Annotated in this window: 22 protein-coding genes; 8 read left to right on the top strand and 14 right to left on the bottom strand. The window is 69.7% G+C overall.

Features of this window, described 5'->3' with window-relative positions; genetic code table 11:
* Nucleotides 1-21: 21 nt before the first annotated feature.
* Both EO776_RS07545 and EO776_RS07540 read right to left on the bottom strand, forming a co-directional pair.
* A complete protein-coding gene (locus tag EO776_RS07545; RefSeq protein WP_089307663.1) occupies nt 22-678 on the bottom strand; it encodes an NAD-dependent epimerase/dehydratase family protein in 657 nt (218 codons plus the stop codon).
* A 92-nt stretch (nt 679-770) separates the two neighbouring features.
* Nucleotides 771-3410, bottom strand: a complete 2640-nt coding sequence (locus EO776_RS07540) for a heavy metal translocating P-type ATPase (RefSeq protein WP_094579797.1) — start codon at nt 3408-3410, stop codon at nt 771-773.
* Between the two features lie 181 nt (nt 3411-3591).
* Here EO776_RS07540 and EO776_RS07535 point away from each other — a divergent pair, with 181 nt between their 5' ends.
* Together EO776_RS07535 and EO776_RS07530 are read left to right on the top strand one after the other, a co-directional pair.
* Entirely contained in the window at nt 3592-3786 is a 195-nt protein-coding gene (locus EO776_RS07535; protein ID WP_004045866.1) for a cold-shock protein, read from the top strand.
* Between the two features lie 174 nt (nt 3787-3960).
* Nucleotides 3961-4521 (top strand): hypothetical protein, encoded by a 561-nt coding sequence (locus EO776_RS07530; RefSeq protein ID WP_049929586.1) that lies wholly within the window; start codon nt 3961-3963, stop codon nt 4519-4521.
* Between the two features lie 49 nt (nt 4522-4570).
* On the opposite strand, the gene EO776_RS07525 is transcribed toward EO776_RS07530, so the two are convergent.
* Both EO776_RS07525 and EO776_RS07520 read right to left on the bottom strand, forming a co-directional pair.
* Nucleotides 4571-5530: an oxidoreductase gene (locus tag EO776_RS07525; RefSeq protein WP_094579796.1), complete on the bottom strand. Its 960-nt coding sequence runs from the start codon at nt 5528-5530 to the stop codon at nt 4571-4573.
* Nucleotides 5531-5622: 92 nt separating this feature from the next.
* Entirely contained in the window at nt 5623-6693 is a 1071-nt protein-coding gene (locus EO776_RS07520) for a hypothetical protein (RefSeq protein ID WP_100050456.1), read from the bottom strand.
* A 255-nt stretch (nt 6694-6948) separates the two neighbouring features.
* On the opposite strand from EO776_RS07520, the gene EO776_RS07515 reads away from it, so the two are divergent.
* Nucleotides 6949-9411 carry a DNA topoisomerase VI subunit B gene (locus tag EO776_RS07515; RefSeq protein WP_100050455.1) on the top strand — a complete coding sequence of 821 codons (2463 nt, stop codon included), beginning with the start codon at nt 6949-6951 and terminating at the stop codon, nt 9409-9411.
* Nucleotides 9411-10496 carry a DNA topoisomerase IV subunit A gene (locus tag EO776_RS07510; RefSeq protein ID WP_049929589.1) on the top strand — a complete coding sequence of 362 codons (1086 nt, stop codon included), beginning with the start codon at nt 9411-9413 and terminating at the stop codon, nt 10494-10496. The genes EO776_RS07515 and EO776_RS07510 overlap by 1 nt, the downstream gene beginning before the upstream one ends.
* Nucleotides 10497-10528: 32 nt before the next feature.
* Here the strand turns inward: EO776_RS07510 and EO776_RS07505 are convergent, their stop codons facing one another.
* Nucleotides 10529-10765, bottom strand: a complete 237-nt coding sequence (locus EO776_RS07505; protein WP_094519788.1) for a CDGSH iron-sulfur domain-containing protein — start codon at nt 10763-10765, stop codon at nt 10529-10531.
* Nucleotides 10766-10872: 107 nt separating this feature from the next.
* Here EO776_RS07505 and msrB point away from each other — a divergent pair, with 107 nt between their 5' ends.
* Nucleotides 10873-11283, top strand: coding sequence for a peptide-methionine (R)-S-oxide reductase MsrB (gene msrB, locus EO776_RS07500; RefSeq protein WP_049929592.1), 411 nt, complete (start codon nt 10873-10875; stop codon nt 11281-11283).
* Nucleotides 11284-11310: 27 nt separating this feature from the next.
* Here msrB and EO776_RS07495 read toward each other — a convergent pair whose 3' ends face one another.
* The 4 genes from EO776_RS07495 to EO776_RS07480 form a co-directional block, all read right to left on the bottom strand.
* A complete protein-coding gene (locus EO776_RS07495) occupies nt 11311-12063 on the bottom strand; it encodes a sensor histidine kinase (RefSeq protein WP_089307668.1) in 753 nt (250 codons plus the stop codon).
* A 68-nt stretch (nt 12064-12131) separates the two neighbouring features.
* Nucleotides 12132-13286: an acyl-CoA dehydrogenase family protein gene (locus tag EO776_RS07490; protein WP_094519789.1), complete on the bottom strand. Its 1155-nt coding sequence runs from the start codon at nt 13284-13286 to the stop codon at nt 12132-12134.
* A gap of 152 nt (nt 13287-13438) precedes the next feature.
* Complete coding sequence (locus EO776_RS07485; RefSeq protein WP_094519790.1) at nt 13439-14578, bottom strand: pyridoxal phosphate-dependent aminotransferase; 1140 nt, start codon at nt 14576-14578, stop codon at nt 13439-13441.
* Entirely contained in the window at nt 14575-15063 is a 489-nt protein-coding gene (locus EO776_RS07480; protein WP_049929596.1) for an Lrp/AsnC family transcriptional regulator, read from the bottom strand. The genes EO776_RS07485 and EO776_RS07480 overlap by 4 nt, the downstream gene beginning before the upstream one ends.
* A gap of 136 nt (nt 15064-15199) precedes the next feature.
* Between EO776_RS07480 and EO776_RS07475 the strand changes: the two genes are divergently transcribed.
* Nucleotides 15200-16066, top strand: a complete 867-nt coding sequence (locus EO776_RS07475) for an aldo/keto reductase (RefSeq protein WP_049929597.1) — start codon at nt 15200-15202, stop codon at nt 16064-16066.
* A gap of 31 nt (nt 16067-16097) precedes the next feature.
* On the opposite strand, the gene EO776_RS07470 is transcribed toward EO776_RS07475, so the two are convergent.
* A complete protein-coding gene (locus EO776_RS07470; protein WP_100050454.1) occupies nt 16098-17504 on the bottom strand; it encodes an adenylosuccinate synthase in 1407 nt (468 codons plus the stop codon).
* Between the two features lie 304 nt (nt 17505-17808).
* Here EO776_RS07470 and EO776_RS07465 point away from each other — a divergent pair, with 304 nt between their 5' ends.
* Nucleotides 17809-18114 (top strand): hypothetical protein, encoded by a 306-nt coding sequence (locus tag EO776_RS07465; RefSeq protein ID WP_049929599.1) that lies wholly within the window; start codon nt 17809-17811, stop codon nt 18112-18114.
* An 83-nt stretch (nt 18115-18197) separates the two neighbouring features.
* Here EO776_RS07465 and EO776_RS07460 read toward each other — a convergent pair whose 3' ends face one another.
* The 4 genes from EO776_RS07460 to EO776_RS07445 all read right to left on the bottom strand — a co-directional run bounded on the left by EO776_RS07460 (nt 18198) and on the right by EO776_RS07445 (nt 23065).
* On the bottom strand, nt 18198-20474 hold the full coding sequence (locus EO776_RS07460; protein WP_094519791.1) for a DUF7527 domain-containing protein: 2277 nt from the start codon (nt 20472-20474) through the stop codon (nt 18198-18200).
* 131 nt (nt 20475-20605) lie between these two features.
* Nucleotides 20606-21079, bottom strand: a complete 474-nt coding sequence (locus EO776_RS07455) for an NUDIX hydrolase (protein WP_094494699.1) — start codon at nt 21077-21079, stop codon at nt 20606-20608.
* An 81-nt stretch (nt 21080-21160) separates the two neighbouring features.
* The gene (locus EO776_RS07450; RefSeq protein ID WP_049929602.1) at nt 21161-22138 is read right to left on the bottom strand and encodes a transcription initiation factor IIB; all 978 of its coding nucleotides are present in this window, start codon (nt 22136-22138) and stop codon (nt 21161-21163) included.
* A 270-nt stretch (nt 22139-22408) separates the two neighbouring features.
* On the bottom strand, nt 22409-23065 hold the full coding sequence (locus EO776_RS07445; protein ID WP_094494700.1) for a hypothetical protein: 657 nt from the start codon (nt 23063-23065) through the stop codon (nt 22409-22411).
* A 119-nt stretch (nt 23066-23184) separates the two neighbouring features.
* Between EO776_RS07445 and EO776_RS07440 the strand changes: the two genes are divergently transcribed.
* A complete protein-coding gene (locus tag EO776_RS07440; protein ID WP_100050453.1) occupies nt 23185-24360 on the top strand; it encodes a M24 family metallopeptidase in 1176 nt (391 codons plus the stop codon).
* Nucleotides 24361-24372: the final 12 nt, after the last annotated feature.

Raw genomic sequence — 24372 nt, 5'->3', positions numbered from 1 at the left:
GCGCCCGATTACTCTCGCCGTTCACCCGGCGAGTTCGCGAATATCACCGACGTCGAGTAACCGCTCGTCCGGATCCAGCGCGGCGCGGTACGTCGCCCGCGCGACCGTGTCCACGGAGAGCGGCCGCGACTCGCCGAGCCGGGACGCGATCGGCCGCGCGCTCGCGACGAACCGGAGGAGGCGGTCGACCACGCCGGGAACGTGCGGCTGTCCCTCCCCGTACACCGGTCCCGGTCGGAGGGTGACGGCGTCGAGGTCGAGGTCGGCGATCCCGGTCTCGGCGCGTCGCTTGGCCGTCAGGAAGGCGTTCCGGACGCCGGGCGGCTTCCCGGCCGCGGAGAGGAAGACGAACGCGTCGACGCCGGCCCGCTCCGCCTCCAGCGCCGCGAGGAGGGCCGCGTCGCCGTTGACGCGCTCGAAGGTCACGCCGTCGGTCGGCGCCTCGGTGAGGGTCCCGACGGCGTGAACCACGGCGTCGACGCCGTCGAGGCGATCGCGCCACGCGTTCGGCCGGAAGAGGTCGGCGCTCGTCCACGAGACGTCGTCGACCCAGTCGGCGGCGAGGTCCGGGCGGCCGCCCCGCGAGACGCTGCGGACCTCGTGGCCGTCGCGGACCGCGAACCGACAGACGCCGCGTCCGATGAACCCGCTGCCGCCGACGACGAGGAGGGTGGACATGCGCCGTCGTACGCTCCGCGCCGTCTTGGGACTTCGGGACGGCGAGCCGAGAGAGTCGGGGAGAGAGCCCGACGAGGGACCGTCGGTGGCGTTCAGCGCCGCAGGAACCCGAGGAGCGCGTAGTCTCCGTCGGGATCGTACCGGCGGAAGGCGAGGCTGTTCGTCAGCACCGACACCGACGAGAACGCCATCGCCCCGGCCGCGAGGGCGGGCTGGAGCAGCCCGAGCGACGCGAGCGGGATCATCGCGGTGTTGTAGCCGAGCGCCCACACGAGGTTCTGTTTGATCTTCCGGAGCGTCGCGTCGGAGACGCGGATCGCCTTCACCACGTCGAGCGGGTCGTCGCGCATCAGCGTCACGTCGGCGGCCTCGATCGCCACGTCGGTCCCGGAGCCGATCGCGGTGCCGACGTACGCGACCGCCAGCGCGGGGGCGTCGTTGACGCCGTCGCCGACCATCATCGCCCGACGGCCGTCGCTCTGGATCGCCTCGACCGCGTCGGACTTGTCCTCGGGGAGGACGCCGGCGCGGACGTTCTCGGGGTCGATGCCGACCTGCTCTGCGACCGCGCGGGCCGTGCGCTCGTTGTCGCCCGTGATCATCATCACGTCGACCCCGCGCTCGCGGAGCTGGCTCACCGCGTCCTTTGCGCTCGGTTTCACCGTGTCCGCGTCGGCGACGACGCCGAGGAGCTCCCCGTCGCCCGCGCCGGCGGGGACCCGCGCGACGAGCATCGCCGTCTTCCCCTCGCGTTCGAGCCGCTCCATCGCGTCCGCCGCGGGCGAGGGGTCGATCCCGGCGTCGCGCAGCAGCTTCCGGTTGCCGACGAGTACCTCGTCGCCGTCGACGGTGGCTCTGACTCCGTGCCCCGGGACGTTCTCGAACGACTCGGGCTCGCCGAGGTCGAGGCCGCGCGCCTCGGCACCGTCGACGATCGCCCGGGCGAGGGGGTGTTCGCTGCCGCGTTCGGCGCTAGCGGCGAGCCGGAGGATCTCGTCTTCGGCCGTCGCCGTCGCGTCGTCCGTCGCCGCCGCGTCGCCGCGCTCGGCGACCGCGCCGCCGTCGGGGACCTCACCGGTCGCGACCACGTCGGTGAGCTCCATCTCGCCCGCCGTGAGCGTTCCCGTCTTGTCGAACACGACCGTGTCGACGTCTTTCGCGCGTTCGAGGACGTCGCCGCCCTTGAACAGGACGCCGTTCCGCGCCCCGATGGTGGTCCCGACCATCGTCGCGGCCGGGGTCGCGAGCCCGAGCGCGCAGGGACACGCGATGAGCACCGACGAGGCGAACACGACGACGGCGAACTCGAACACCGAGATGGTCCCGCCGGTCGAACCGGGTCCGCCCGCGACCTGCCCCCACAGCGGGAGCGAGTCGACGAAGCCCGCGAGCGCCTCGGGGAAGAGGAACCAGACGACGCCCCAGAACAGCGCGTTCGCGATGACCGCGGGCACGAAGTACGCGGAGATCCGGTCCGCGAGGTTCTGGATGTCGGGCTGGCGGGACTGCGCCTCCTTCACCGTCTGAACGATCTGCTGGAGCGCGGTGTCCGCGCCGACCTTCGTCGCCTCGACGACGAGGAGGCCGTTCTCGTTTATCGTCGAGCCGACGACCTCGTCGCCCTCGCCCTTCTCGACCGGGACAGACTCCCCGGTCACCATCGACTCGTCGACCGCGGACTGTCCCTCGACGACGACGCCGTCGGTCGGGATCTGCTCGCCGGGGCGGACCTTCATCCGGTCGCCGACCGCGACCTCGTCGATCGGGACCTCGCGCTCGGTCCCGTCCTCGTCGACGAGGGTCGCGGTGTCGGCCTCCATCTCCAGGAGCTTCCGCAGCGCGTTGCCGGCCTGTCCCTTCGAGCGGGCTTCGAGGTAGTTGCCGAGCGTGATGAAGACGAGGATCAGCGCCGCCGTGTCGAAGTAGACGCTCCCGGCGACCAGATCGAGGAGGACGGCGACGGAGTAAACGTACGCCGTCGACGACCCCAGCGCGATCAGCACGTCCATGTTGGCGCGGCCGTTCGTGACGAGCGCCTTGTACGAGTTCCTGTAGAACGGCCGCCCGAGCACCAGCTGGACCGGCGTCGCGAGCGCGAACTGGACCCAGCCGATCTTGACGCCGAGGACCCGCTCCGGGACGACGGCGCCCCCGAGGAGGAGCTTGTCGGCCATGAAGAACAGCAGCGGCGCGGCCAGCGCGGCGCCGAACAGCGTCAGCCGAAGCTGCTTTCTGATCTCCGCGTTCCGAGCCGCGTCGCGCGCGCTCTCGCCGGAGTCGCCGTCCTCCCCCTCGCCGTTCGAGTCCTCGTCCTCGCGGACCGGCGAGTAGCCCGCGTCCTCGACGGCGTCGTACAGCGCCGCCCGCGAGGTCTCGGCGGGGTTGTATCGGACCTGCGCCTCGTCCGTCGCGTAGTTCACGTCGGCGTCGACGACGCCGGGCACGGACTCGAGGGCGTCGCGGTTGGCGTCCGCGCAGTTCGCGCACGACATGTCGGTGATGGCGACGGTCGCCGTCTCCGAGACCGCCCCGTAGCCCGCGTCCTCGATCGCGTCGTAGATCGCCGCGAGCGACGTCGCCTCCGGGTCGTACTCGACGCTCGCCTCGTCGGTCGCGTAGTTCGCGTCCGCCCGCGAGACGCCGTCCAGCGACTCGACGGCGTCGCCGACCGCCGCCGAGCAGTTGGCGCAGCTCATCCCCGTGATGTCGAGGTGGGTCGTTCTGGCACTCATCTTGGGTACTACTACGGGATACTCCCTTAGTGCGTTTTCCCATTCGAAACCAAAGCCTGAGAAGGGAGGAAATTTAGAATCCGAAGCTACCGGAGGGGCTTCGCCCGAACTCGACCCTATTTCATCCCCACGAACGCGGCACACAACACTTATCACCTCGTCGGGCGACAGTTGATCCGCGATGGCGACAGGCAAGGTCGACTTCTTCAACGACACCGGCGGCTACGGATTCATCGAGACTGACGACGCTGACGAGGACGTGTTCTTCCACATGGAAGACGTCGGCGGCCCGGACCTCGAGGAGGGACAGGAGGTAGAGTTCGAGATCGAGGAGGCGGACAAGGGTCCGCGCGCGACGAACCTCACTCGGCTGTAACTCGTCCGGCGGCATCCGCTACCGGCGAACTCGGACAGCTCTCGAAACGCGTTCCGTGTATATTACGCACCGCGAGCGACGGCGCCGTCGTTCGTCCGTCGGCCGACGCCCTCGCCGTCTCTCCCTCCCGCCGGCGGCGTCGCCGTTTTACTCGCCGAGCGACGAGCTTTCTACATGGAGGCCGACGACCCTAACAGCCACCTCGACGACCTCGACGCGTTCGTCGCCGAGAACCTCGACCGCTACGCCGAGACGCAGGGCGTCCTCCCGGAGCGGCTCGACGAGTTCGGCGAGCGGTACCGCTCGCAGGGGCACCTGACGCGGGATCAGCTGTACGAGATCGCCTACGAGTCGTCCACGCGGAGCGCGTACCACGTCGAGAAGAACCCCGAGGCGCGCTGCCGCGAGGTGACGCGCAACGCCCGCGCCGTCGACGGCGACTTCTCGTCGATCCACCTCATCACCGGCCTCGCCGGGTTCAAAGCGGCGACCGCGTCGTGCGTGGTGGCCGCGCTCGACGGCGATCGGCACGCCGTCGTCGACACGCGGGTCTGGGCGTCTCTGGAGCGGCTGGGTTACCTCGACGGGCGCAAGGAGTCGTTCGACGCCGCCGACTACGTGACGATGATCGAGCCGATCCGCGCGATCGCCGACGAGACGGGCTACCGGCCGGTCGACGTGGGCTACGCGCTGTTCGCGCACGACGCCCACGTCCGAGACGGGACGCTTCACTGAGGGACGGACCGAGCGAGCCGCGGCCGCGCGAGCGGCGCGCGAAAACCGCCTACACCGGGTACTCGACGCCGGTCGCCTCGGTCGAGTACTCCCAGAGCTTCCGGGCGTCGTCCCGGTCGTAGGAGGCGTCGTTCGACCGCCCGACGGTCGGGTGCCCGCGCATGTTCATCAGGCCGCCCGGCTCGACGTACGCCCCGCCGTCGACGTCGGCGGTGGCCGCGTACAGCATCGGCTCGACGCCGATATCGGCGTCCTGCCCGAGGACCGCGTTCGCGGCCTTCATGCCGACCTTCATCAGCGGGTTCCCGCTCTCCTCGGCGGTCCGCATCTGGAGGTTCGTGTCGGTGTAGCCGGGGTGGCAGGCGACGCTGCGGATCCCCGGGTCGCCGTCCTCGTCGCTCGCGGCGTCGAGCCGGCGCTGGAGCTCGTAGGCGAACAGCAGGTTCGAGAGCTTGCTGCGTCCGTACGCCTGCCACTTCCCGTACGACCGCTCCCAGTTGAGATCCGAGAAGTCCATCTCGCCCTGCTCGTGGGCCCCCGAGGACTGCGTGACGACGCGGGCGTCACCGCCGATCCCCTCGGCGGCGTCGAGGAGGTCGAACAGCCGTCCGGTGAGCGCGAAGTGGCCGAGGTGGTTGACGCCGAACTGCGTCTCGAAGCCGTCCTCGGTCTCGCTACGCGGGATCGCCATCACGCCGGCGTTGTTACAGAGCACGTCGACGGCGTCGTAGTCGTCTCGCAGGCCCTCGACGAACGCCTCCACCGAGTCGAGCGACGCGAGGTCGCACTCGCGGACGTCGAGGTCGCCGTCGAGGCCGCCCCTGGCGTCCGCCCGGACCTCGTCGGCCGCCGCCTCGGCGCGCTCGACGCTCCGACACGCCATCACGACGGTCGCGCCCCTCGCGGCGAACTCCCGGGTCCCCTCGAACCCGAGTCCGCTGTTCGCCCCGGTGACGACCACCGTCTTCCCGTCCAACCGCGGCATCTCGTCGGCCGTCCATCCTGACATGGACGGAGGAAGGGGCGTCACGGGGAGAAACCTGTCGGCGGCCGAACCGTCGCCCGAGAGCGTCCCCGGGACGGGGCGGCGACGCTCCGAAATCAGGTCTCCTCGAACCCGCGCAACACGACGGCCACCGCGTCCGCGGACGGAACGTCGCGGACGGCGTACTCGGTCGGGTGCCGTCGGGCGTGCGGGTACGTGTCCGGCTGCGGGACCGCGTACGTCTCCCGCCCCTCGAAGCCCCTGAAGAAGTCCCGCGTGATCATCGGTTCGACGAACGCTAACCGCGGCGGCTCGCTCTCGTCGGGTGCGATGAACCCTTGGATGAGCGTATTCGCGAACGCGTCCGGGTCCCCCGGCTCGCCCGGGCCGTCCGGGAGTTCCGGCGCGTCCGCGGGAGCCGTGTGTTCGCCCATGTCGGTGATGTACCGCTGGTCGGCGACCGGCTCGGGCGACCGCGCGTACCCCTCGGGGAGCTGGTCGTAATCGAACCGCGTCTCCGTCACCTCGCCGTCGGGATCCGGCTGCGGACTGCCGGGCGCGTACTCCCCGTTCCCGGTGTCGTACGGCGGGAGTCGAGGTCCGTCGACGGCGTCGACGGTCGCCGGATCGAGCATGTGGAAGTGAATATCGAAGTGCGGCTTGAGCCACGCGCCCGCCCCGCCGAAGTGGCCGCCCGGATTCCAGTTGAGCCCGAGGAACGTGAACGGCGTCCGCTCCGCGGCTGGGAACGGGACGAAGAACTGGAGCGACTGCTTGAAGTGGACCTGCGTCGCCTGCCCGCCCGCGTGGTACTTGTCGGTCTCGGCCCGGTGGTCGGCCGCTTCGAGCTCGCCGGCGTTCGGGAGGCCCTCCAGCGCCGTCCGGTCGAACTCCACGCCGTGGTACTTCGGCTCGCCCGACGGGGTCTCGGTGGTGAACGTCCTGACCGAGCCGTTTCCGAGGTCGACGCTCCGGCCGTAGGTCGTGATCCCCTTCGGTGGGAACCCGCCCGCAGCGCGGACGCCGGCGCCGTTCCCACTTCTCGGTTCGCCGACGGCGGTCGACGTGCCCCAGACGAGGGCGGCGCCGGTCGCGGCCGCGCCTCGGGGTACCGCCCGTCGGTCCGGCTCCGGCGGTCGGGTCGTGGTTCGCGCTCGGTTCGCCTCGCCACTCGCGTCGTCTGTCATTTCGGTGCTCCCTCCCGGCACGAATGCTGGTCTGTGACACATCACCGTGCCACATTAATCAATAAATTTAAATTATTTCAATGTAACGACCGGGCGGCCGACGGTACGACGGGATAGCAAGTTCAGACGCGTCCCGAGAACTGTCACGTGAGAGCGGCACACGCATCCGTCGGAGACGGCTTCTTCCGCGGGGATACACTTTCACCGCGCCGCCGGTGCGTTTTTAGGTGCCTCGGGGAAAGGAGTGAGTACCGAATGACGTCCTTCCAGTCGACGATCGGCGACGAGGAGGGGATCGCGGAGGAGCTGGCCGAGGGCCAGCGCGAGATCTCCATCGCCGAGTTCTTCGAGAAGAACAAACACATGCTCGGGTTCGACTCGGGCGCCCGGGGGCTCGTCACCGCTGTCAAGGAGGCAGTCGACAACGCCCTCGACGCGACCGAGGAGGCCGGCGTCCTCCCCGACATCTACATCGAGATCGAGGAGGTGGGCGACTACTACCGGCTCGTCATCGAGGACAACGGGCCTGGGATCACGAAAGAACAGCTTCCGAAGGTGTTCGGAAAGCTCCTGTACGGCAGCCGGTTCCACGCCCGCGAGCAGTCCCGCGGGCAGCAGGGGATCGGGATCTCGGCGGCCGTCCTGTACTCGCAGCTGACCTCGGGCCAGCCGGCGAAGATCACTTCGCGGCCGAAGGGCCAGTCGCGGGCGCAGTACTTCGAGCTCATCATCGATACGGACACGAACGAGCCGGAGATCCAGGCCGACGAGGAGACGACGTGGGACCGCCCCCACGGGACCCGGATCGAGCTGGAGATGGAGGCGAACATGCGCGCCCGCCAGCAGCTCCACGACTACGTGAAACACACCGCGGTCGTCAACCCCCACGCACGGCTCGAACTGCGCGAGCCGGGGCTCGACGAGCCGATGAAGTTCGAGCGCGCCACCGACGAGCTGCCGGCGGAGACGGAGGAGATCCGTCCGCACCCCCACGGCGTCGAGCTCGGCACGCTGATCAAGATGCTGGAGGCGACCGAGTCGTACTCGGTCTCCGGGTTCCTCCAAGAGGAGTTCACACGGGTCGGCAAGAAGACCGCCGACAGCGTGATCGACAACTTCCGGGACGTGTACTACGGCCGCGAGCTGTCGTGGTCGCCGCCCCGAGCGCACGACGACCGCGATATCGCGAGCGCGGTCTCCGAGGCCGTCGCCAACAAGGGCGCGGAAGCGACGACCGCCTTCGCAGCGGGCGTCGCCGAGACGGTCGGGAACAACGACCGGATCACCCGGTCCGAGCTCGCCGACATCGTCGACAACGTCGCGGAGACGGTCGAGGACGACACCGGAAAGACGTTCGGCGGGACCGTCCGCGAGAACGCGGTCGACGCCGGGTGGCGGGCGGTCACCGGCCGCGGCGGCGCGGACGAGGAGGCCGCGGCGTCGAGCGGCGACGGCGGGGCCGACGACCCCGAGGAGTCCCCGCTCGTCCCCGACGTGTACGCGCTGGTCGACGAGGCCACGTCGACGCGGAAGGACGACGCCGCGGTTCAGGCGATGGCCGAGGCGCTCGCGCGCCGGTTCGAGAACCTCGACGGCGACGCGTTCCGGACCACCCGCGACGACCTCGAACGCCTCGTCGCGGACGCGGCGTCGTTCGTCGCCGAGCAGCACGACGCGACCTTCGGCGAGACCGCGCGCGAGAACGTCGTCGAGGCGTTCTGGTCGCGGGCGCGGACCGTGCCAGACGACCCGCCGAAGGTGAAGTCGATCGCGGGCGACCGCGACGCCGCGGCCGACCTCCTAGAGGCGATGCGGACGACGGACATCCTCGCGCCGCCGACCGGGTGTCTCGCACCGATCACGGCGGAGCTGGTCGAGGCCGGGCTACGGAAGGAGTACGACGCCGACTTCTACGCGGCGGCGACCCGCGACGCCGAGGTCCACGGCGGCGACCCGTTCATCGTCGAGGCCGGGATCGCGTACGGCGGCGAGATTCCCGCCGAGGGGTCGGTCGAGCTGCTCCGGTTCGCCAACCGCGTCCCGCTCGTCTACCAGCGGGGCGCCTGCGCGACGACGGACGTGATAAAACAGATCGGGTGGCGCAACTACGGGTTAGACCAGCCCGGGGGGTCGGGGATGCCGAACGGGCCGGCCGTCATCAGCATCCACGTCGCCTCCACGAACGTCCCGTTCACGAGTGAGTCGAAGGACGCGCTCGCGAACGTCCCCGAGATCGAAGACGAGATCGAGCTCGCGGTCCGGGAGGCCGCCCGCGAACTGAAGTCGTTCCTCAGTAAGCGGCGCTCGATGCAGCAGCGCCGGGAGAAACAGGACGTGCTCGGTCGCATCCTCCCGGAGATGGCCGACAAGGTCTCGGAGGTCACCGGCCGGCCGCGCCCCGACATCGACGGGGCCCTGGCGCGGATCATGAACAACGTCAGCGTCGAGCGCGAGGTGAACGGCGAGGCGGTGACGCTCACCGTCGAGAACCACTCGGACGTGAACGAGGAGCTGGAGATCACCGACATCGTCTCGACGGAGCCGACCGACCTCTCCGACGGAACGGTGGTGGATATGGACGGCGAGTGGTTCGTCCAGTGGGAGCCCGAGGTCCCCTCGGGCGACGAGCGAGAACTGACGTACGCGGTCGACGGCGACCCCGAGTTCGAGGTCAGCGTCGGCGGCGTGGAGACCGAGAAACTCACGGTGAACGACTAATGACGACCGAAAGCGACGCACGAGACGAGCTGATCGACCTGGCCGCCGACTTCTACGACCAGTTCGCGGCGGGGTCGATTCCGGAGATGACGCTCCCCACGCGGACGAAGAGCAACATCGAGTACGACGAGGAGAGCGGCGTCTGGACCTACGGCGACCGCACCTCGACGCGAAGCGCGAACTCGGTGCGGGGCGCGCGCAAGCTGCTGAAAGCCGCCTACACGATCGAGTTCCTCGCGAACCAGCTCGACGACGATCGCTCGTCGACGCTGCGTGAGCTGTACTACCTGTCGGAGTCGTGGGACAACGACGAGGCGCAGTTCAACTCCCAGGACGAGTCGAACGACCTCGTGGAGGACTTAGAGATCGTCACGGGCGTCACCCGCGAGGACTTCCACATGCGCCCGGAGGAGTCTGGCGCGAAGGTGATGGGGCCGCTGCTCCTCCGCGAGCAGACCAACCGCGGTGAACGCGAGATCCACTGTCAGCTCGACGTGGGGCAGGGCGGCTACCAGATCCCGAACAACCCGGACACCATCGAGTTCCTCGACAACGACGCCGAGTTCGTCCTCTGCGTCGAGACCGGCGGGATGCGTGACCGGTTGGTCGAGAACGGGTTCGACGAGGCCCACGACGCCCTCGTAGTCCACCTCGGCGGCCAGCCCGCCCGCGCCACCCGCCGGCTCACGAAGCGCTTCCGCGACGAGCTGGACCTCCCGGTCGTGGTGTTCACCGACGGCGACCCGTGGTCCTACCGGATCTACGGCTCCGTCGCGTACGGCTCGATCAAGTCCGCACATCTCTCGAAGTACCTCGCGACGCCCGAGGCGCGGTTCATCGGGATCCAGCCCGAGGACATCGTCGAGTACGACCTCCCCTCCGACCCGCTATCCGACTCGGACATCAACGCCCTCGAATCCGAGCTGGAGGACCCGCGGTTCCAGACGGACTACTGGGAAGAGCAGATCGAGCTCCAGCTCGACATCGGCAAGAAGTCCGAACAGCAGTCCCTCGCGAGCCGCGGGCTCGACTTCGTCACCGACACCTACCTCCCCGAGCGGCTCGGGGAGATGGGCGTGATCTGACCGCCGGCGCCGTCGCGCTCGGCGGCCCGCCGCTACGCATCTTCGAACGCGATCCCGTCGACCTCGCGGCGCTCGCCGTCGGCGTCGTCGTCCTCGTACTTGTACACGACGCCGTCTTCCTCGTCGGCCGTGGCCCTATGCGAGCCGTCACAGAGCGGTTGCGAGTCGGAGAGCCCGCACCGACAGACGTAGATCAGGCCGTCGTCCCCCTTGTCGTCGTCGTCCAGTATCGTCGGCCCCCGGTCTTCGTGCGTGACTTCGCGTGCCATGGGCGCGAATCGGACCGCCGGGTGGATACCGTTTGGGGCCGCGGGCCGCAACTTCTCCGCGGCTCGCCCGTCGCAACCCCCTTGCCCGTGGGGCGCGTATCGGGGGTATGAGCGAGACAGACGAGCGCGACCCGGCGGAGCTGACCGACGACGAGTGGCGCGAGCGACTCTCCGACGAGGAGTACCGCGTGCTGCGCGAGAGCGGCACGGAGGCGAAGTTCTCCGGCGAGTACGTCGACCACCACCCCGACGACGGGGAGTACAAGTGTCGCGCCTGCGGCACGGTCCTGTTCGAGGCCGAGACGAAGTACGAGTCCGGCTGCGGCTGGCCCGCCTTCTACGCCGCCGAGGAGGAGTCGGTGACGACGACGGTGGACACCAGCCACGGGATGCGCCGCACCGAGGTCCGGTGCGCGAACTGCGACTCGCACCTCGGGCACGTGTTCGACGACGGCCCGGAGCCCACGGGGAAGCGGTTCTGCATCAACTCGGTCGCGATGGAGTACGACGACGAGTGAGCCGCCGCGACACGGCGCGTCGCGGGGTCACTCCGAGCAGAGCGGAAGCCTGACGACGAAGACAGCGCCCCTCGGCTCGTTGTCCTCGACCCACACGCCCCCGCCGTAAATCTCGACGAGCGAGCGGACGAGGTACAGCCCGATCCCCGCGCCCGGGCTGTCGAGGCCCTTCTCCCCCTTCCCGAATATCTCGTCGCGCTGGCCTTCGGGGATCCCCGGCCCGTTGTCGGCGACGCGGACCTCGGCGACGCCCTCGCCCTCGTCGACGGTCGCCGACACCGTCACCTTCGGCGGGGTCTCGTCGTTGTGCTGGACCGCGTTCCGCAGGAGGTTCCGGAACACCGAGCTCAACATCTCGTCGCCGACGACCTCGACCTCCGGGTACGAGCCCTCCACCGTGAAGACGGCCTCTGAGTACGCGGACCGCACCTCCTCGACCTGCTGTGAGAGGACCCGGTCGAGCGCGACACGGCTCGGCTCGGCGTCCTCGCGGAGCATCACTTCGGCGAGGTCGCGGACCGTCGTGGTGAGCGAGACGGCGCTCTGCGTGTTCCGCTTGATCACGTCGAGGTACTCCCGCCCCTCCTCGTCGACGTGGTCGTCGAGCAGTTCGGCGTACGCCCCGACGAGCTGGAGATCGTTGCGGATGTCGTGGCGCATCACCTGGTTCAGCAGCTGTAGATCGTCGCGCTGTCGCTTGAGGCGCTCTTCCGGGTCCGCCCTGTCGCCGCCCTCGAAGCGCGCGTCGTTACCCTCTCCGAGGGCCTCCTCCTCGTTCATACCGACGATATAGGCCTACCGGGGGTTTTAGATGTCGGTCGCGGGCGACCGGCGGTCCGTCGCCGCCCTCACACCCCCTCGTCGAGCAGTTCGCGGGCGACGATGTTCTTCTGGATCTCGGTCGTCCCCTCGTAGATCTGCGTGATCTTCGCGTCGCGGTAGAGCCGCTCGACGTCGTGGTCGTTGACGAAGCCGGCGCCGCCGTGGATCTGGACCGCCTCGTCGGCGACCTCGACCGCGGTCCGGGAGGCGAACTCCTTGGCCATCGACGCGAGCGCGGTCAGGTCGCCGGCCTCGTTGTCGACCGCCCACGCGGAGCGGTAGGTGAGCCAGCGGGCGGCCTCGGTGTTCGTGTGCATCTCCGCGAGCTTGTGTTTGATCGCCTGGAAGTCGGAGATGGAGCGGCCGAACTGCTCGCGCTCCTCGGCGTACTCCAGCGCGCGCTCGGCCGCGCCGCGGGCGATGCCGACGCCCTGCGCGGCGACCGCGGTCCGCGTCTCGTCGAAGAACTGCATGAGCTGGAGGAATCCCATCCCGCGCTGGCCGATCAGGTTCTCCTCCGGCACCCGCACGTCGTCGAAGCGGAGCTCCGCGGTGTCGCTCGCGCGGATGCCGAGCTTCCCGGTTATCTTGTCGCGGGTGAGCCCGTCGCGGTCGCCCTCGACGAGGATCTGCGAGTAGCCCGAGTAGCGGTCGTCGATATCGGGGTCCGTCTCGCAGACGACGACGAAGTAGTCCGCGACGGTGCCGTTCGTGATCCACATCTTCGACCCGTTTATGACCCACTCGTCACCGTCCTTCTCCGCCCGCGTCGTCACGCTCGTCACGTCCGAGCCGGCCTGCGGCTCGGAGATGGCCGACCCCATCACTGCGTCGCCCGCGGTCACTTCGGGAAGGACGCGCTCCTTCTGTTCCTCGGTGCCGAACTCCATCAGCGCCTCGGCGCCGAACCCGGCGCTCGAGATACAGAGCCCGATCCCGGGGTCGGCCGCGAACAGCTCCTCGGTGAGGATGGCGTTCTCCAGCGAGGAGTAGCCGATCCCGCCGTACTCGACCGGGACATGCGGCGCGAGCAGCCCCATGTCGGCGGCCTTGTCCATCACCTCGTGGGGGTACGCCTCGTCGACGTCGTACTCGGTCGCGACCGGTCGGATCTCCTCGTCGGCGAACTTCCGTACCTCCTCGCGCAGCTGCTTCTGTTCGTCGGTTAGCTGGAACTCCATGGCTCAAACATTAGGATCGAGCGTGATAATCTTTGGCGAACAGAAATAAATTTGGAATTAGTTGTTCGTTTACGCGCCGCGAGTGTGCCACCAGCGCGTCAGGCGCCCCGCGACGGCCGTATCGCGACGGGGACTGCGCCGCGACCGCGGCCTCAGCGTCCTTCGACGAATGCCGCGATCCGGTCGGTCGCCTCCTTCAGCTCGCGCATCGAGGTCGCGTACGACACCCGGAGGTGCCCTTCTCCGCCCTCGCCGAAGACCGACCCCGGGACGACGGCGACGCCCTGCGCCTCCAGCAGCTCCTCGGCGAACGCCTCGTCGTCCCCGCCGCACTCGGGGAACGCGTAGAAGGCGCCGCCCGGCTCGAAGGTGTCGAGGCCCAGCTCGTTGAACCGGGAGACGACCAGCCGCCGGCGGCGGTTGTACTCCTCGACCATCTCCGACACTTCGTCGTCGCAGCGGTCGAGCGCCTCGATCGCCGCGTACTGCGGCGTCGTCGGCGCCGACAGCATCGTGTACTGGTGGATCCGGTTCATCGCGTCGATCGCGTCGGTCGGCCCCAGCGCGTACCCCAGCCGCAGTCCGGTCATCGCGTACGCCTTCGAGAAGCCGTTGACGACGACCGTGCGCTCGCGCATCCCCGGCTGGGTCGCGATCGAGGCGTGGTCGCCCCCGTACGTGAGCGCGGCGTATATCTCGTCGGCCACCACGCGGAGCTCGTTGTCGCGGCAGAACGCCGCGACCTCCGCGAGTTGCTCGTCGGTCATCGTCGCGCCCGTGGGATTGTTCGGGTAACACAGCACGAGCAGGTCAGCGTCGGCCGCGCCCGCGGCCTCCAGCGACTCCCGGGTGAGCGCGAAATCGTCCGCGGCGCGCGTGGGGACCGTCAGCCGCTCGCCGCCTGCCAGTTCGATCCCCGGTCCGTATGAGATGTACGTCGGCTCGTGGACCGCCACGGTGTCGCCGGGGTCGACGAGCGCGCGGAAGGCGAGGTCGACCGCCTCGCTCGCGCCGGTGGTGACCAGGACCTCTTCGGACGGGTCGTACGACTGGTCGTAGCGCTCGTGGTGCGCGGCGACACGCTCGCGGAGCGCGGCCATCCCGCGGTTCGCGGTGTAGGACGTTTTCCCGCGTTCGAGCGAGTCGATCGCGGCGGTGCGGGCGGCCCACGGCGCCGAGAAGTCGGGCTCGCCGACCCCCAGCGAGATCACGTCGTCGCGCGCCTCAGCGAGTTCGAAGAACTTCCGGATCCCCGACTCCGGGAGGGTGCGCGCGCGGTCCGAGATCCTCATGGCGACACGGAGAGGCGGTCGTCGTCGTCCCCGTCCTCGAACCGGATCCCGCCGTCCTTGTACGTCTCCATGATGTAGTGGGTCACGGTCTGGGTGACCGCCGGCATCGGCGCGACCTGCTCGGAGATGAACTCGGAGACGTCCTGCATGTTCTCGCCGAGCACCTCGACGGCGAAGTCGTAGTCGCCCGAGACCAGGTGTAAGGCGTCGACGGCGGGGAACTTCGCGATCCGGTCCGCGACCTGCTCGTACCCCGTCTCGCGGTCGAGTTCCACGTTGATCTCGACGACGGCGCGGATCTTCCCCTCCTCGACGCGGTCCCAGTCGACCACGGCTTGGTAGCCGTGGACGACGCCGTCGCCCTCCAGCGCGTCGATCGCGTCAGCTACCGCCGCCGCGTCGAGGCCCGTCTGGGCCGCGATGTCGTCGATGTCCTCGCGGGCGTTCCGCGCCAACACGTCGAGTACCTCGCGCTCGGCGTCCATACCCTACGATTACTCGGGGGCGGTTTATGAGTAGCGACGGGCGCAAGACGGGCGGCGGCGCGCCGCGCCGCGCCCGTTCGTCGCGTCCCCTTCCGCCACCCCTACCGCTTTCAGCGTGGCGCGAGACGGACGGACCATGGCTTCCGACACCAGCGGCGGACGCGACACGTTCGACATCGGCGGGGCGTTCACGGTCGACCGACTCGGTTTCGGCGCGATGCGGGTCACCGGCGAGGACGTCATCGGCCGGCCCGCCGACGAGGAAGACGCGAGGGACGTGCTCCGGCGGGCAGTGGACCTCGGCGTCGACTTCGTCGACACCGCGGACTCCTACGGCCCGGGCGTCTCCGAGCGGCTCATCCGCGAGGCGATCGGCGATCCCGACGACGTGGTGATCGCCTCGAAGGCCGGGCTGCTCCGCAACCGCGAGGGCGACTGGCTCCCCCACGGCGACCCGGACTTCCTCAAGAACCAGGTCCTGTGTAGCCTCGACCGCCTCGGCACCGACACGATCGACCTCTACCAGTTCCACCGCCCGGACCCGGACACCGACTTCGCGGAGTCGGTCCACGCGTTCGCGGAGATGAAAGACGCCGGGCAGATCGCGCACGTCGGGCTCTCCAACGTCACCGTCGAGCAGCTGGAGACCGCGACGGACATCGTCGACATCGCGACCGTCCAGAACCGGTACAACGTCGGCCACCGCGACGACGAGGCCGTGCTGCGCGCTTGCGAGGGCCGCGGCGTGGGCTTCATCCCGTGGGGCCCGATGTACGCGGTCGACGACGACGAGTCCGCCGACGCGCTCGACGAGGTCGCGGCGCGACGCGACGCCACGCCGCGGCAGGTTGCGCTCGCGTGGCTCCTCGATCACTCCGACGTGACGCTCCCGATCCCAGGCACGTCGAGCGTCGACCACCTCGAATCCAACCTCGCGGCCGCGGACCTGTCGCTGACGGCGGAAGACATGGCCGCGCTGAACGCGATAGATCCGCGGGAATAGGCCCGAAATCCGACGGTAGACGGGCGAGTTCCTATTCGTCGAACGGGTTCGTCAGTTCGACCGTCTCCTCGCGGTCGGGGCCGACGCCGACGGCGTAGACCGGCGTGTCGATCTCGTCGGCGACGAACTCCAGGTAGTCGCGGGCCGCCTCGGGGAGCGCGTCGTAGCCCGCCTCGGCGACCGCCGAGGAGTCGAACGGCGCCCACGTGTCGAGCATCTCGTATACCGGCTCGCAGCGCTCCCACCGGTCGGTCGTGGTGGGGACGGTGTCGAGCGTCTCTCCGTCGAGCTCGTAGCCGGTACACACCTTCAGCTCGTCGAGCCCGGCGAGCACGTCGACGTGGTTGACCGCGACCCCGGTGAACCCGGAGACGCGCGCGGCGTGACGGAGCATCGGCAGGTCGAGCCAGCCGATCCGGCGTGGGCGGCCGGTGACCGTGCCGAACTCGCCGCCCTTCTCGCGGATCTCGTCGGCGAGCGCCTCCTCGTCGGCGTCGCCGTCGAGTTCGGTCGGGAGCGGCCCCTCGCCGACGCGCGAGAGGTACGCCTTCACGATGCCCACGACCTCGCCGTCGCCGACCGTCGTGACGCCGAGCCCGGAGCCGACGGCCGCGCCGCCCGCGGTCGGGTTCGACGAGGTGACGAACGGGTAGTTCCCGTGGTCGACGTCGATGTGCGTCCCCTGCGCGCCCTCGAAGAGGATCTCGTCGCCCGCCTCGTGACGGCGGTGAAGGTAGTCGGAACAGTTGACGGTCATCCCCTCGTCGGCGAGGCGCTCGCCGATCGCGGCGAACTCCTCGTGGAGGGCGTCGACGTCGAAGGCGGCCGCGCGGTCGTCATCGCTGTCGTCGTCGCCGGACTGCGTCCGGCTGCCAGAGGCGCGTTGCGCCTCGCTGTCGAGGTCGAGCCCGTACACGTCCTCGACGAGCGCGCGCTTCTGCGGGACCGCGTACTCGAGCTTCTCGCGAAGGGTCTCGGGGTCGAGCAGGTCCGCGACCCGGATCCCGCGGCGGCCGGCCTTATCCTCGTAGGTGGGGCCGATACCGCGACCGGTCGTGCCGACCGCGTCGCCGGCGTCGTCGTCGGCTTTTACCTCCTCCTCGATCCCGTCCAGCACGCGGTGGTACGGCATGATCACGTGCGCCCGGCGGGCGACGCGCACGTCGGGGTCGAGCCCCTGCTCGCGCAGGTTGTCGATCTCGGCGAACAGCGTCTTCGGGTTGACGACGCAGCCGTTGCCGAGGATACCGACGGTCCCCCGGACCGCGCCGCTGGGAACCAACGAGAGTTTGTACTCCGCGCCGCCTTCGACGACGGTGTGGCCGGCGTTGTCGCCGCCCTGATAACGGACTACGACGTCCGCGTCCCCTCCCCACCGGTCGACGAGCGCGCCTTTGCCCTCGTCGCCGAGTTGGGAGCCGACGATGGTGAGTGTCATACGACCTGCCGATTCCCGGCGGGGGGTAAAACCGATTACGGTCTGTGACTGCGACATAACCACGAATGAGGATCACTGAATAAACGGCTCACAGGAAATAGGCTCGTTCGTGTATCTTCGCAGTTTCCGGACCTGTACTCACTCTCGCGGTCTCCGTCGCGATCGGGCGCGCCGCGTCCGAGCCGCGCGCTGCGCCGCAATCGAACACGTTAATTACTGCCACGTCAAAGAGTGCGATCTGACAGGGTGACCGCGGTCGCCGACAGCAACTTTTAAACGGGGGCATGACAAGTTAACATGTGCCATGATAGATCGACTAGAGAAAGAGGTAGACATGCTGGAACGTCACCTCCAAGTCCTGCGGATGGTCATCGAGAACGAGCCGATCGGCATCGTGAAGATGTCGAACGAGACTGGGTACCCGCACCACAAGGTCCGATACTCGCTGCGCGTCCTCGAAGAGGAGAACCTCATCGAGCCGTCCAGCCAGGGAGCGATCACCACGGAGCGGACCCACGAGTTCGTCGACGAACTCGACGAGAAGCTCGACGAGACCGTTGATAAGCTGGGGTCGATGCGGATCGACGACGCCGCGGAACTCCAGAACTGACTGCGATTCCGATTTGGCCCGCCGACGTAGGTGCCGCGTTTTCTCTCTCAGCCCGCGCTCGCGAGCCGCGGCGGTCGGACCGACTACAGGTCCGGGACCGTCATGTGGAACCCGCCGTCGCGCGCCTCGACGAGGCACAGGTGGAACCCCTGCTTGCGCGAGAGCTTCACGAAGCTCGCCCGCTTGGACCGGCTGAACAGGCCGCCGCCGACCGCATCGCTCGCGGTCTCTAAGGCCCCGGGCTCGAAGAAGCTCTCAGTCACCGCGAACGCCCCGGCGAACGTCTCGTTGGAGGCGGCGATGTCGCGCCCGTTCTCGACGAGCGACTCCAGCGTCCCCTCGGGCGTCGGGTCCCGGCTGTCGTTCAGGTCGGCGACGAACAGCGGGTGCCCCATGCGATCGCGCAACACGAGGTCGAACGACCGCTGCTCGCGGACCTCCTCGCCGCCCTCGCGGAGTTCGACCGACACTGCCCCGCCGATCTCGGCGCGGTCGATGTCCGGGAGCGCGTCGTAGAGGTCCCGAAGCGTCCCCTCGTTCCCGGTACCGCGGACCTCGAACGGGAGGTCCTCGACGAGCCAGCGGGTGAAGCCGTACTCGATGGTGTCCCCGAGGAACTCCTCGAACGGCCGCCCGTCGACGGCGAGGCCCTCTGTCTCGAAGCTGGTGTGGTGTTCGACCCGGAGGTTCTCGCGGAGGGCCTCGCGGTCGACGCTCCCGTTGTGGGCGTCCGCCAGCGTCGCGCCCTCCTTCGATTCGTACCTGATGAACAGGTTCGTTCCGCTGCGCGCCTTCGCGGGGGTGAGCGTCCGCTCGGCGTCCGGGAGCCGGTCCTTCGCCTCGGAGAGCTCGCGGCGGAGCCGGTCGCGCTCCTCCCGGAGGTCGCCGACCTCGGACTCGAGCCGCTCGACCTCGTCGACCAACTCGTCGCGTTCGGTCGCGATCTCGTCGCGCTCGGCCGCTAGCCGGTCGCGTTCGTCGGCCAGCGACTGGCGCTTCGTCTCCGTCTCCTCGAGGGCCGCCTCGAGCTTCCGAAGCCGCTCCGGGCTCGCGTCGCCCGTCGCGTCGCGGGCGTCGCGGGCGTCGCGCTTCGAGACCGCCGACGGCGTCGACGCGGACCGCTCGGTGGAGCGCGGCGACGGCGACCCGCCGTTCGCGTTCGATCCGCTCCGCTCGGCCCGCCCGGGGTCGGCCGCCGAACGAGAACGCTGCGACGGCGGGTCGGGACGCTCGTCGGCCCCGCGGGGTTCGTCGCCAGCCTCCGACGGGTCGAGCGCCGGGATGGACTTCTGCTCCCGCCACTCGGCCTCCTCCGAGAAGACGTCCTCGTCGCTCGACGCGTTCCCGGTGCCCGACGCGCCCTCGGCGTTCGATGCGTCTCCCGCGTCCGGCGTTCCCCGGGTGTCCCGCGAAGCACCGTCTCCGGTCGCTTCGGTCGGTGGCCGGCGCTCGCGGTCCGCCACCCCCGCCGCCTCGACGTCCGTCTCCGCGGCGTCCATCTCCGCGGCGTCGGCGGCTCCTATCTGTACCGCGTCGGGCGACTCTTCGCCCTCCCCCGTCGTCGCTTCACCGCCCGCTTCGGCCGCGTCGGGCCCGTCCGAATCTGAGTCGCGAGCGGCGGTCGTCGGGTCGTCTCGGGGCCGGGCCGCCGAGCCGTCGTCCCGCCCGGTGTTCGGCGCGGGATCAACGGCGTCCGCGGGGGAAGCTTCATCGGCTCCGCCCGGCGCGTCCCTCCCGTCGTCGCCCCTCGAGTCGGGGTCGCTCCCCGCGTCTTCCGTCTCGTCGGTCGTCCCGTCGTCCGTAGCGTCCGCCGTCCCCGCGTCGTCCGGGAGCGGGCGGACGTCGAGATCGACCTCGTACACGGTGTAGATGCCGACCTCGTCCGCGGCGAGTTCGAAGGCGTCGTCCCCCGTCTCCAGCCGGCGCGCGTTGCCGACGTACGCGGCGGCCATCGACTCGCCGCCGGTGTACGCGACGTAGTAGTCGCCGGAGAGGACGTTCTCCGACAGCTCGATGTAGCCGGTGAATCCGCCCTGCGAGAGCTTCCGGTCCGCCTCCTTGAGCGGCGTGTCATTGGTGTAGTACTTCGCCCGCGGCTCGCCGCCGAGCTCCTGCATCGCGAAGAGCACCGGGAGCGCGTCGTCGGGGGCCCGGTAGACGGTCCCCGAGGCCTCCGCGAAGGCGTCGAGCGTCGCGTCGACCACGCCGACGACGCGACCGTCGACGAGGAACACCCACCCGACCCCGTCGGTCGCGGCGCCGGAGAACCCGTCGTCGACGATCCGCCCGAGCCCCGCGAGCCCGTCGGAAAACGAGCGCTCGTCCCACTCGGCGATCGCTTCCCTTCGCTGTGCGTCCATCCTTGCGTTTACGTCGCCAACACCGACTCAAATACCTTCCGGAGCGTGAGACGGCCGTCTGACGCCCCGCTCCGCCGCTCCGACCGGCGGACGGCGGCGGCCCCGAGAGCGCTCTCGACGGCCCGTCCCGCTCACCCCTCGTCGACGGCGGCGATCGCCTCCCGACCGAGGTCGACGACGTCCTCCGGGAGGTCGCTCGCCGCGAGTTCAGACCGGGTGTACCAGCGCCACTGGTCCGGGTCGACCTCGTCGTCGCCGACGGGAGCGATCTCTCGGGAGCCGACGCGGGCGTAGTAGAGGTGATCGACGTGCTGGTGGCCCACCGACCCGTCCTCGTGGACGTTGATGTCGTGGAGCATGAGGTGGGCCGGCTCCGGGAGCCCGCGGGTGTTCGGGCCCGTGATCTGCGACTCGGCGGCGACCAGCTCCGGCGTCAGCCCCGTCTCCTCGCGGACCTCGCGGCGAGCGGCCTCGTGCGGGAGCTCGTCGCGGTCGACGTGGCCGCCGGGCGGCAGCCGGATGCCGAGCCGCTCGTGGTCGTGAAGCGCCGTCGCGCCGTCGTTGACGATGTACGTCGTCGCCGTGAAGTGGCGGGTCGTCTCCATACGTGCGGGTGGCGACGCGTCACCTTCGCGGTTTCGACCCGGACGGAGGGCGACCGACGCGGCGGCGGGCAGAAAAGCGGCTCAGTTCAGCGCGACGGAGTCCTCGGCCTCGAGGAGCTCGTGGTACCGGTTCCGGATGGTGACCTCGCTGATGTTCGCGACCTCGCTGACCTCGCTCTGGGTCACCTTCTCGTTGACCAGCAGCGAGGCGGCGTAGACGGCGGCGGCGGCGAGCCCGACCGGCGACTTGCCGGAGTGGATCCCTTGCTCCTTCGCCGTGTCGAGCAGGCTGCGGGCGCGGCGCTCGGCCTCGTCGGAGAGGCCGAGGTCGGAGGCGAACCGCGGGACGTAGCTCTCGGGGTCGGCGGGCTGGATCTCCAGCTTCAGCTCGCGGACGACGTAGCGGTACGTCCGAGCGATCTCGTCCTTCTCGACGCGGGAGACGCCCGCGATCTCGTCGAGGCTCCGCGGCGTCCCGGCCTGCCGGGCTGCGGCGTACAGCGAGGCCGTCGAGACGCCCTCGATGGAGCGCCCCGGCAGGAGGTCCTCGTCGAGCGCGCGGCGGTAGATGACGCTCGCGGTCTCGCGGACGTTGTCGGGGAGGCCGAGGGCGCTGGCCATGCGGTCGATCTCGCCGAGCGCCTGCTTGAGGTTGCGCTCCTTGGAGTCGCGGGTGCGGAACCGCTCGTTCCACGTCCGCAGCCGCTGCATCTTCTCGCGCTGGCGGCTGGACAGCGACTTACCGTAAGCGTCCTTATCCTGCCAGCCGATGTTCGTCGAGAGCCCCTTGTCGTGCATCATGTTCGTCGTCGGGGCACCGACGCGGGACTTGTTGTCCTTCTCCTTGGAGTCGAACGCGCGCCACTCCGGCCCGCGGTCGATCTCGTCCTCTTCGACGACCAGTCCGCAGTCGACGCAGACGGTCTCGCCGTGTTCCGTGTCCGTCGCTAGCTGACCGCCGCACTCGGGACACCGCAGTTCCTCCTCTTGGCTCTCCGACTCGGTTTCGCGCTCGTCGTCGGCCGTCTCTGTCGTGTACGTTCGAAGGTTCTCGCTCATTGGTTTGGTACGTGGAGGGAACAACGAAACCGAGAGACGGATCTCGGTGTTTTCCTCACCTTCGGGTAAGTGAGCCAAATACTTAAATGTTTGTGTGGTTGGTCCCTCTGAGACACGCCCGAAAACGGAGTGTACAACCCTGTAAGATTCGGTATTCGAGATGCCTCCTGCGAAACCACGTCACGAGCGAAACAGACGGACTCTCCCCGGGATATAGTATATAGGCGTTTCGCGGTGACGGGACGGCGTTCGCGGCGACCGATCCGGCCGTCAGTCCCCGGTCGCGAAGGTCGCGCTCGCACCGACGAGATGGCCGACGACGACGCCCAGTCCGGTCACCAGTAGCACTGTCGCGGCGAAATCCGGACCGGCGGTGACGCCGGCGGCCTCCGTCACAGGTATCCCGTCCGCGTCGGAGATCGGCACCGTCCCGTCGGTCGCGTGACGCGTCAACGGCACCCGAGAGACCGCCCGCAGCGCGAGCATCGTCGGGAGGTATCCGAGGGTCGCGCCCATGCCGGTCACGGCGCCGGCGAGCAGGTCGTCGACACCGAGGTATCGGACGGCGGCCGCGGCGCCGAGAGCGAAGGTCAGCGGGACCGCGCGGAGCGGCCACAGCGCGGCGTCGGCCTGTATCAGCGGATGCCCGAAGATGACGTGGTTCGACAGCCCGGGTCCCGTCCGGACCCGGACCCAGTGGGCGTCGAGGAGGAACCAGATCGACCCCTCGACCGCGGATATCGGGCCGCCGACCATCCACCGGGCGACCTCGGACTCCCCCGGCGAGACGCCGGCGACCGCGAGCCCGATCCAGGTGAGCGCCAGTCCGAGCAGCGCCGCAGCGCTCCCGCAGGCGACGGCGACCGGCAGCCAGCCGGACGGGAGGTGTACGAGCGAGAGGAGGGTAGTTCGTCGGTCCGTCGACATCACGCCCCGGTCGTTCCGGCTTGGCGGGCATATGCTTTGTCGCGGGTCGTCGAGGCCCCTCACCGTCTCGCCGGTTCCGAGAGGACAACCGCTTTGCCCCTCCCCGAACAGGGGCACGTATGAACCGACCGCGGCTCGACGACCGCCTCGCCGACCTCGAGACGGACGGCTACCTGATCGACGCCTCGCAGGAGGACGCCAACCAGCTGTACCTCTCCGGGTTCACCGGGCCCGACCCGTTCCTCACGCTGTACGCCGACGGAGCGGTCCACGTCCTCGTCGGCGGCCTGGAGTACGGGCGGGCGAAGAAGGAGGCGACGGCCGACGGCGTCGAGCGCCACGCCGACTACGACTACGAGTACGGCGGGTGCGAGGCGCGAAACGACATGTACGCCGCGTTCGTCCGCGACAAGGGCGTCGAGTCCGTCTCGATGCCGCCCCGCGGCCCGGTCGGTACCGCCGACGCCCTCCGGGAGCGCGGCGTGGCGGTGACCGTCGACACCGACGACCGGCTCCGGGAAGTCCGGGCGGTCAAGACCGACGACGAGATCGAGGCGATCCGCGAGGCCCAGGCGGCGAACGAGGCGGCGATGCGCGCCGCCGAGGACCTGATCGCCGGCGCGGACGTGGCGACCGAGAGCGACGACGCGGAGACGGGCGTCCTGCTCCGCGACGGCGAGCCGCTCACCAGCGAGCGGGTGACCGAGGAGATCGAGGTCACCCTCCTCCGGCACGGCTGCGCGCTCGACGAGACGATCGTCGCCGGCGGCGCGCAGGCCGCGGACCCCCACGACCGCGGCTCGGGCCCGCTCCGCGCGGACGAGGCGATCATCGTCGACATCTTCCCCCGGTCGAAGGCGACGAAGTACAACGCCGACATGACGCGGACGTTCTGCGTCGGCGAGCCGAACGAGACCCTCCGCGAGTGGTACGAACTCACCGAGCGCGCCCTCGACGCCGCGCTCGACGCGGTCGAGCCGGGCGCGACCGGGGAAGACGTCCACGCCGCCGCCTGCGAGGTGTACGAGGAGGCCGGCGAGCCGACCTTCCGCACCGACCCGGAGACGGAGACCGGGTTCATCCACTCGACGGGGCACGGCATCGGTCTCGACGTCCACGAGTCGCCGCGGCTCGCGAGCGGCGGCGGAGAGCTGGAGCCGGGCCACGTGATCACCGTCGAGCCCGGCCTCTACGACCCCGACGTGGGCGGCGTCCGGATCGAGGACCTCGTCGTCGTCACCGAGGACGGCTACGAGAACCTCACCGACTACCCGATCCGGTTCGCGGCCGAGTAAGCTCTCGGGCGG

The sequence above is a fragment of the Halorubrum ezzemoulense genome, from assembly GCF_004126515.1.
Lineage (GTDB): Archaea > Halobacteriota > Halobacteria > Halobacteriales > Haloferacaceae > Halorubrum > Halorubrum ezzemoulense.
Note: the sequence above shows the minus strand (reverse complement) of the source record. Positions and strands in the feature narration are given on the sequence as shown.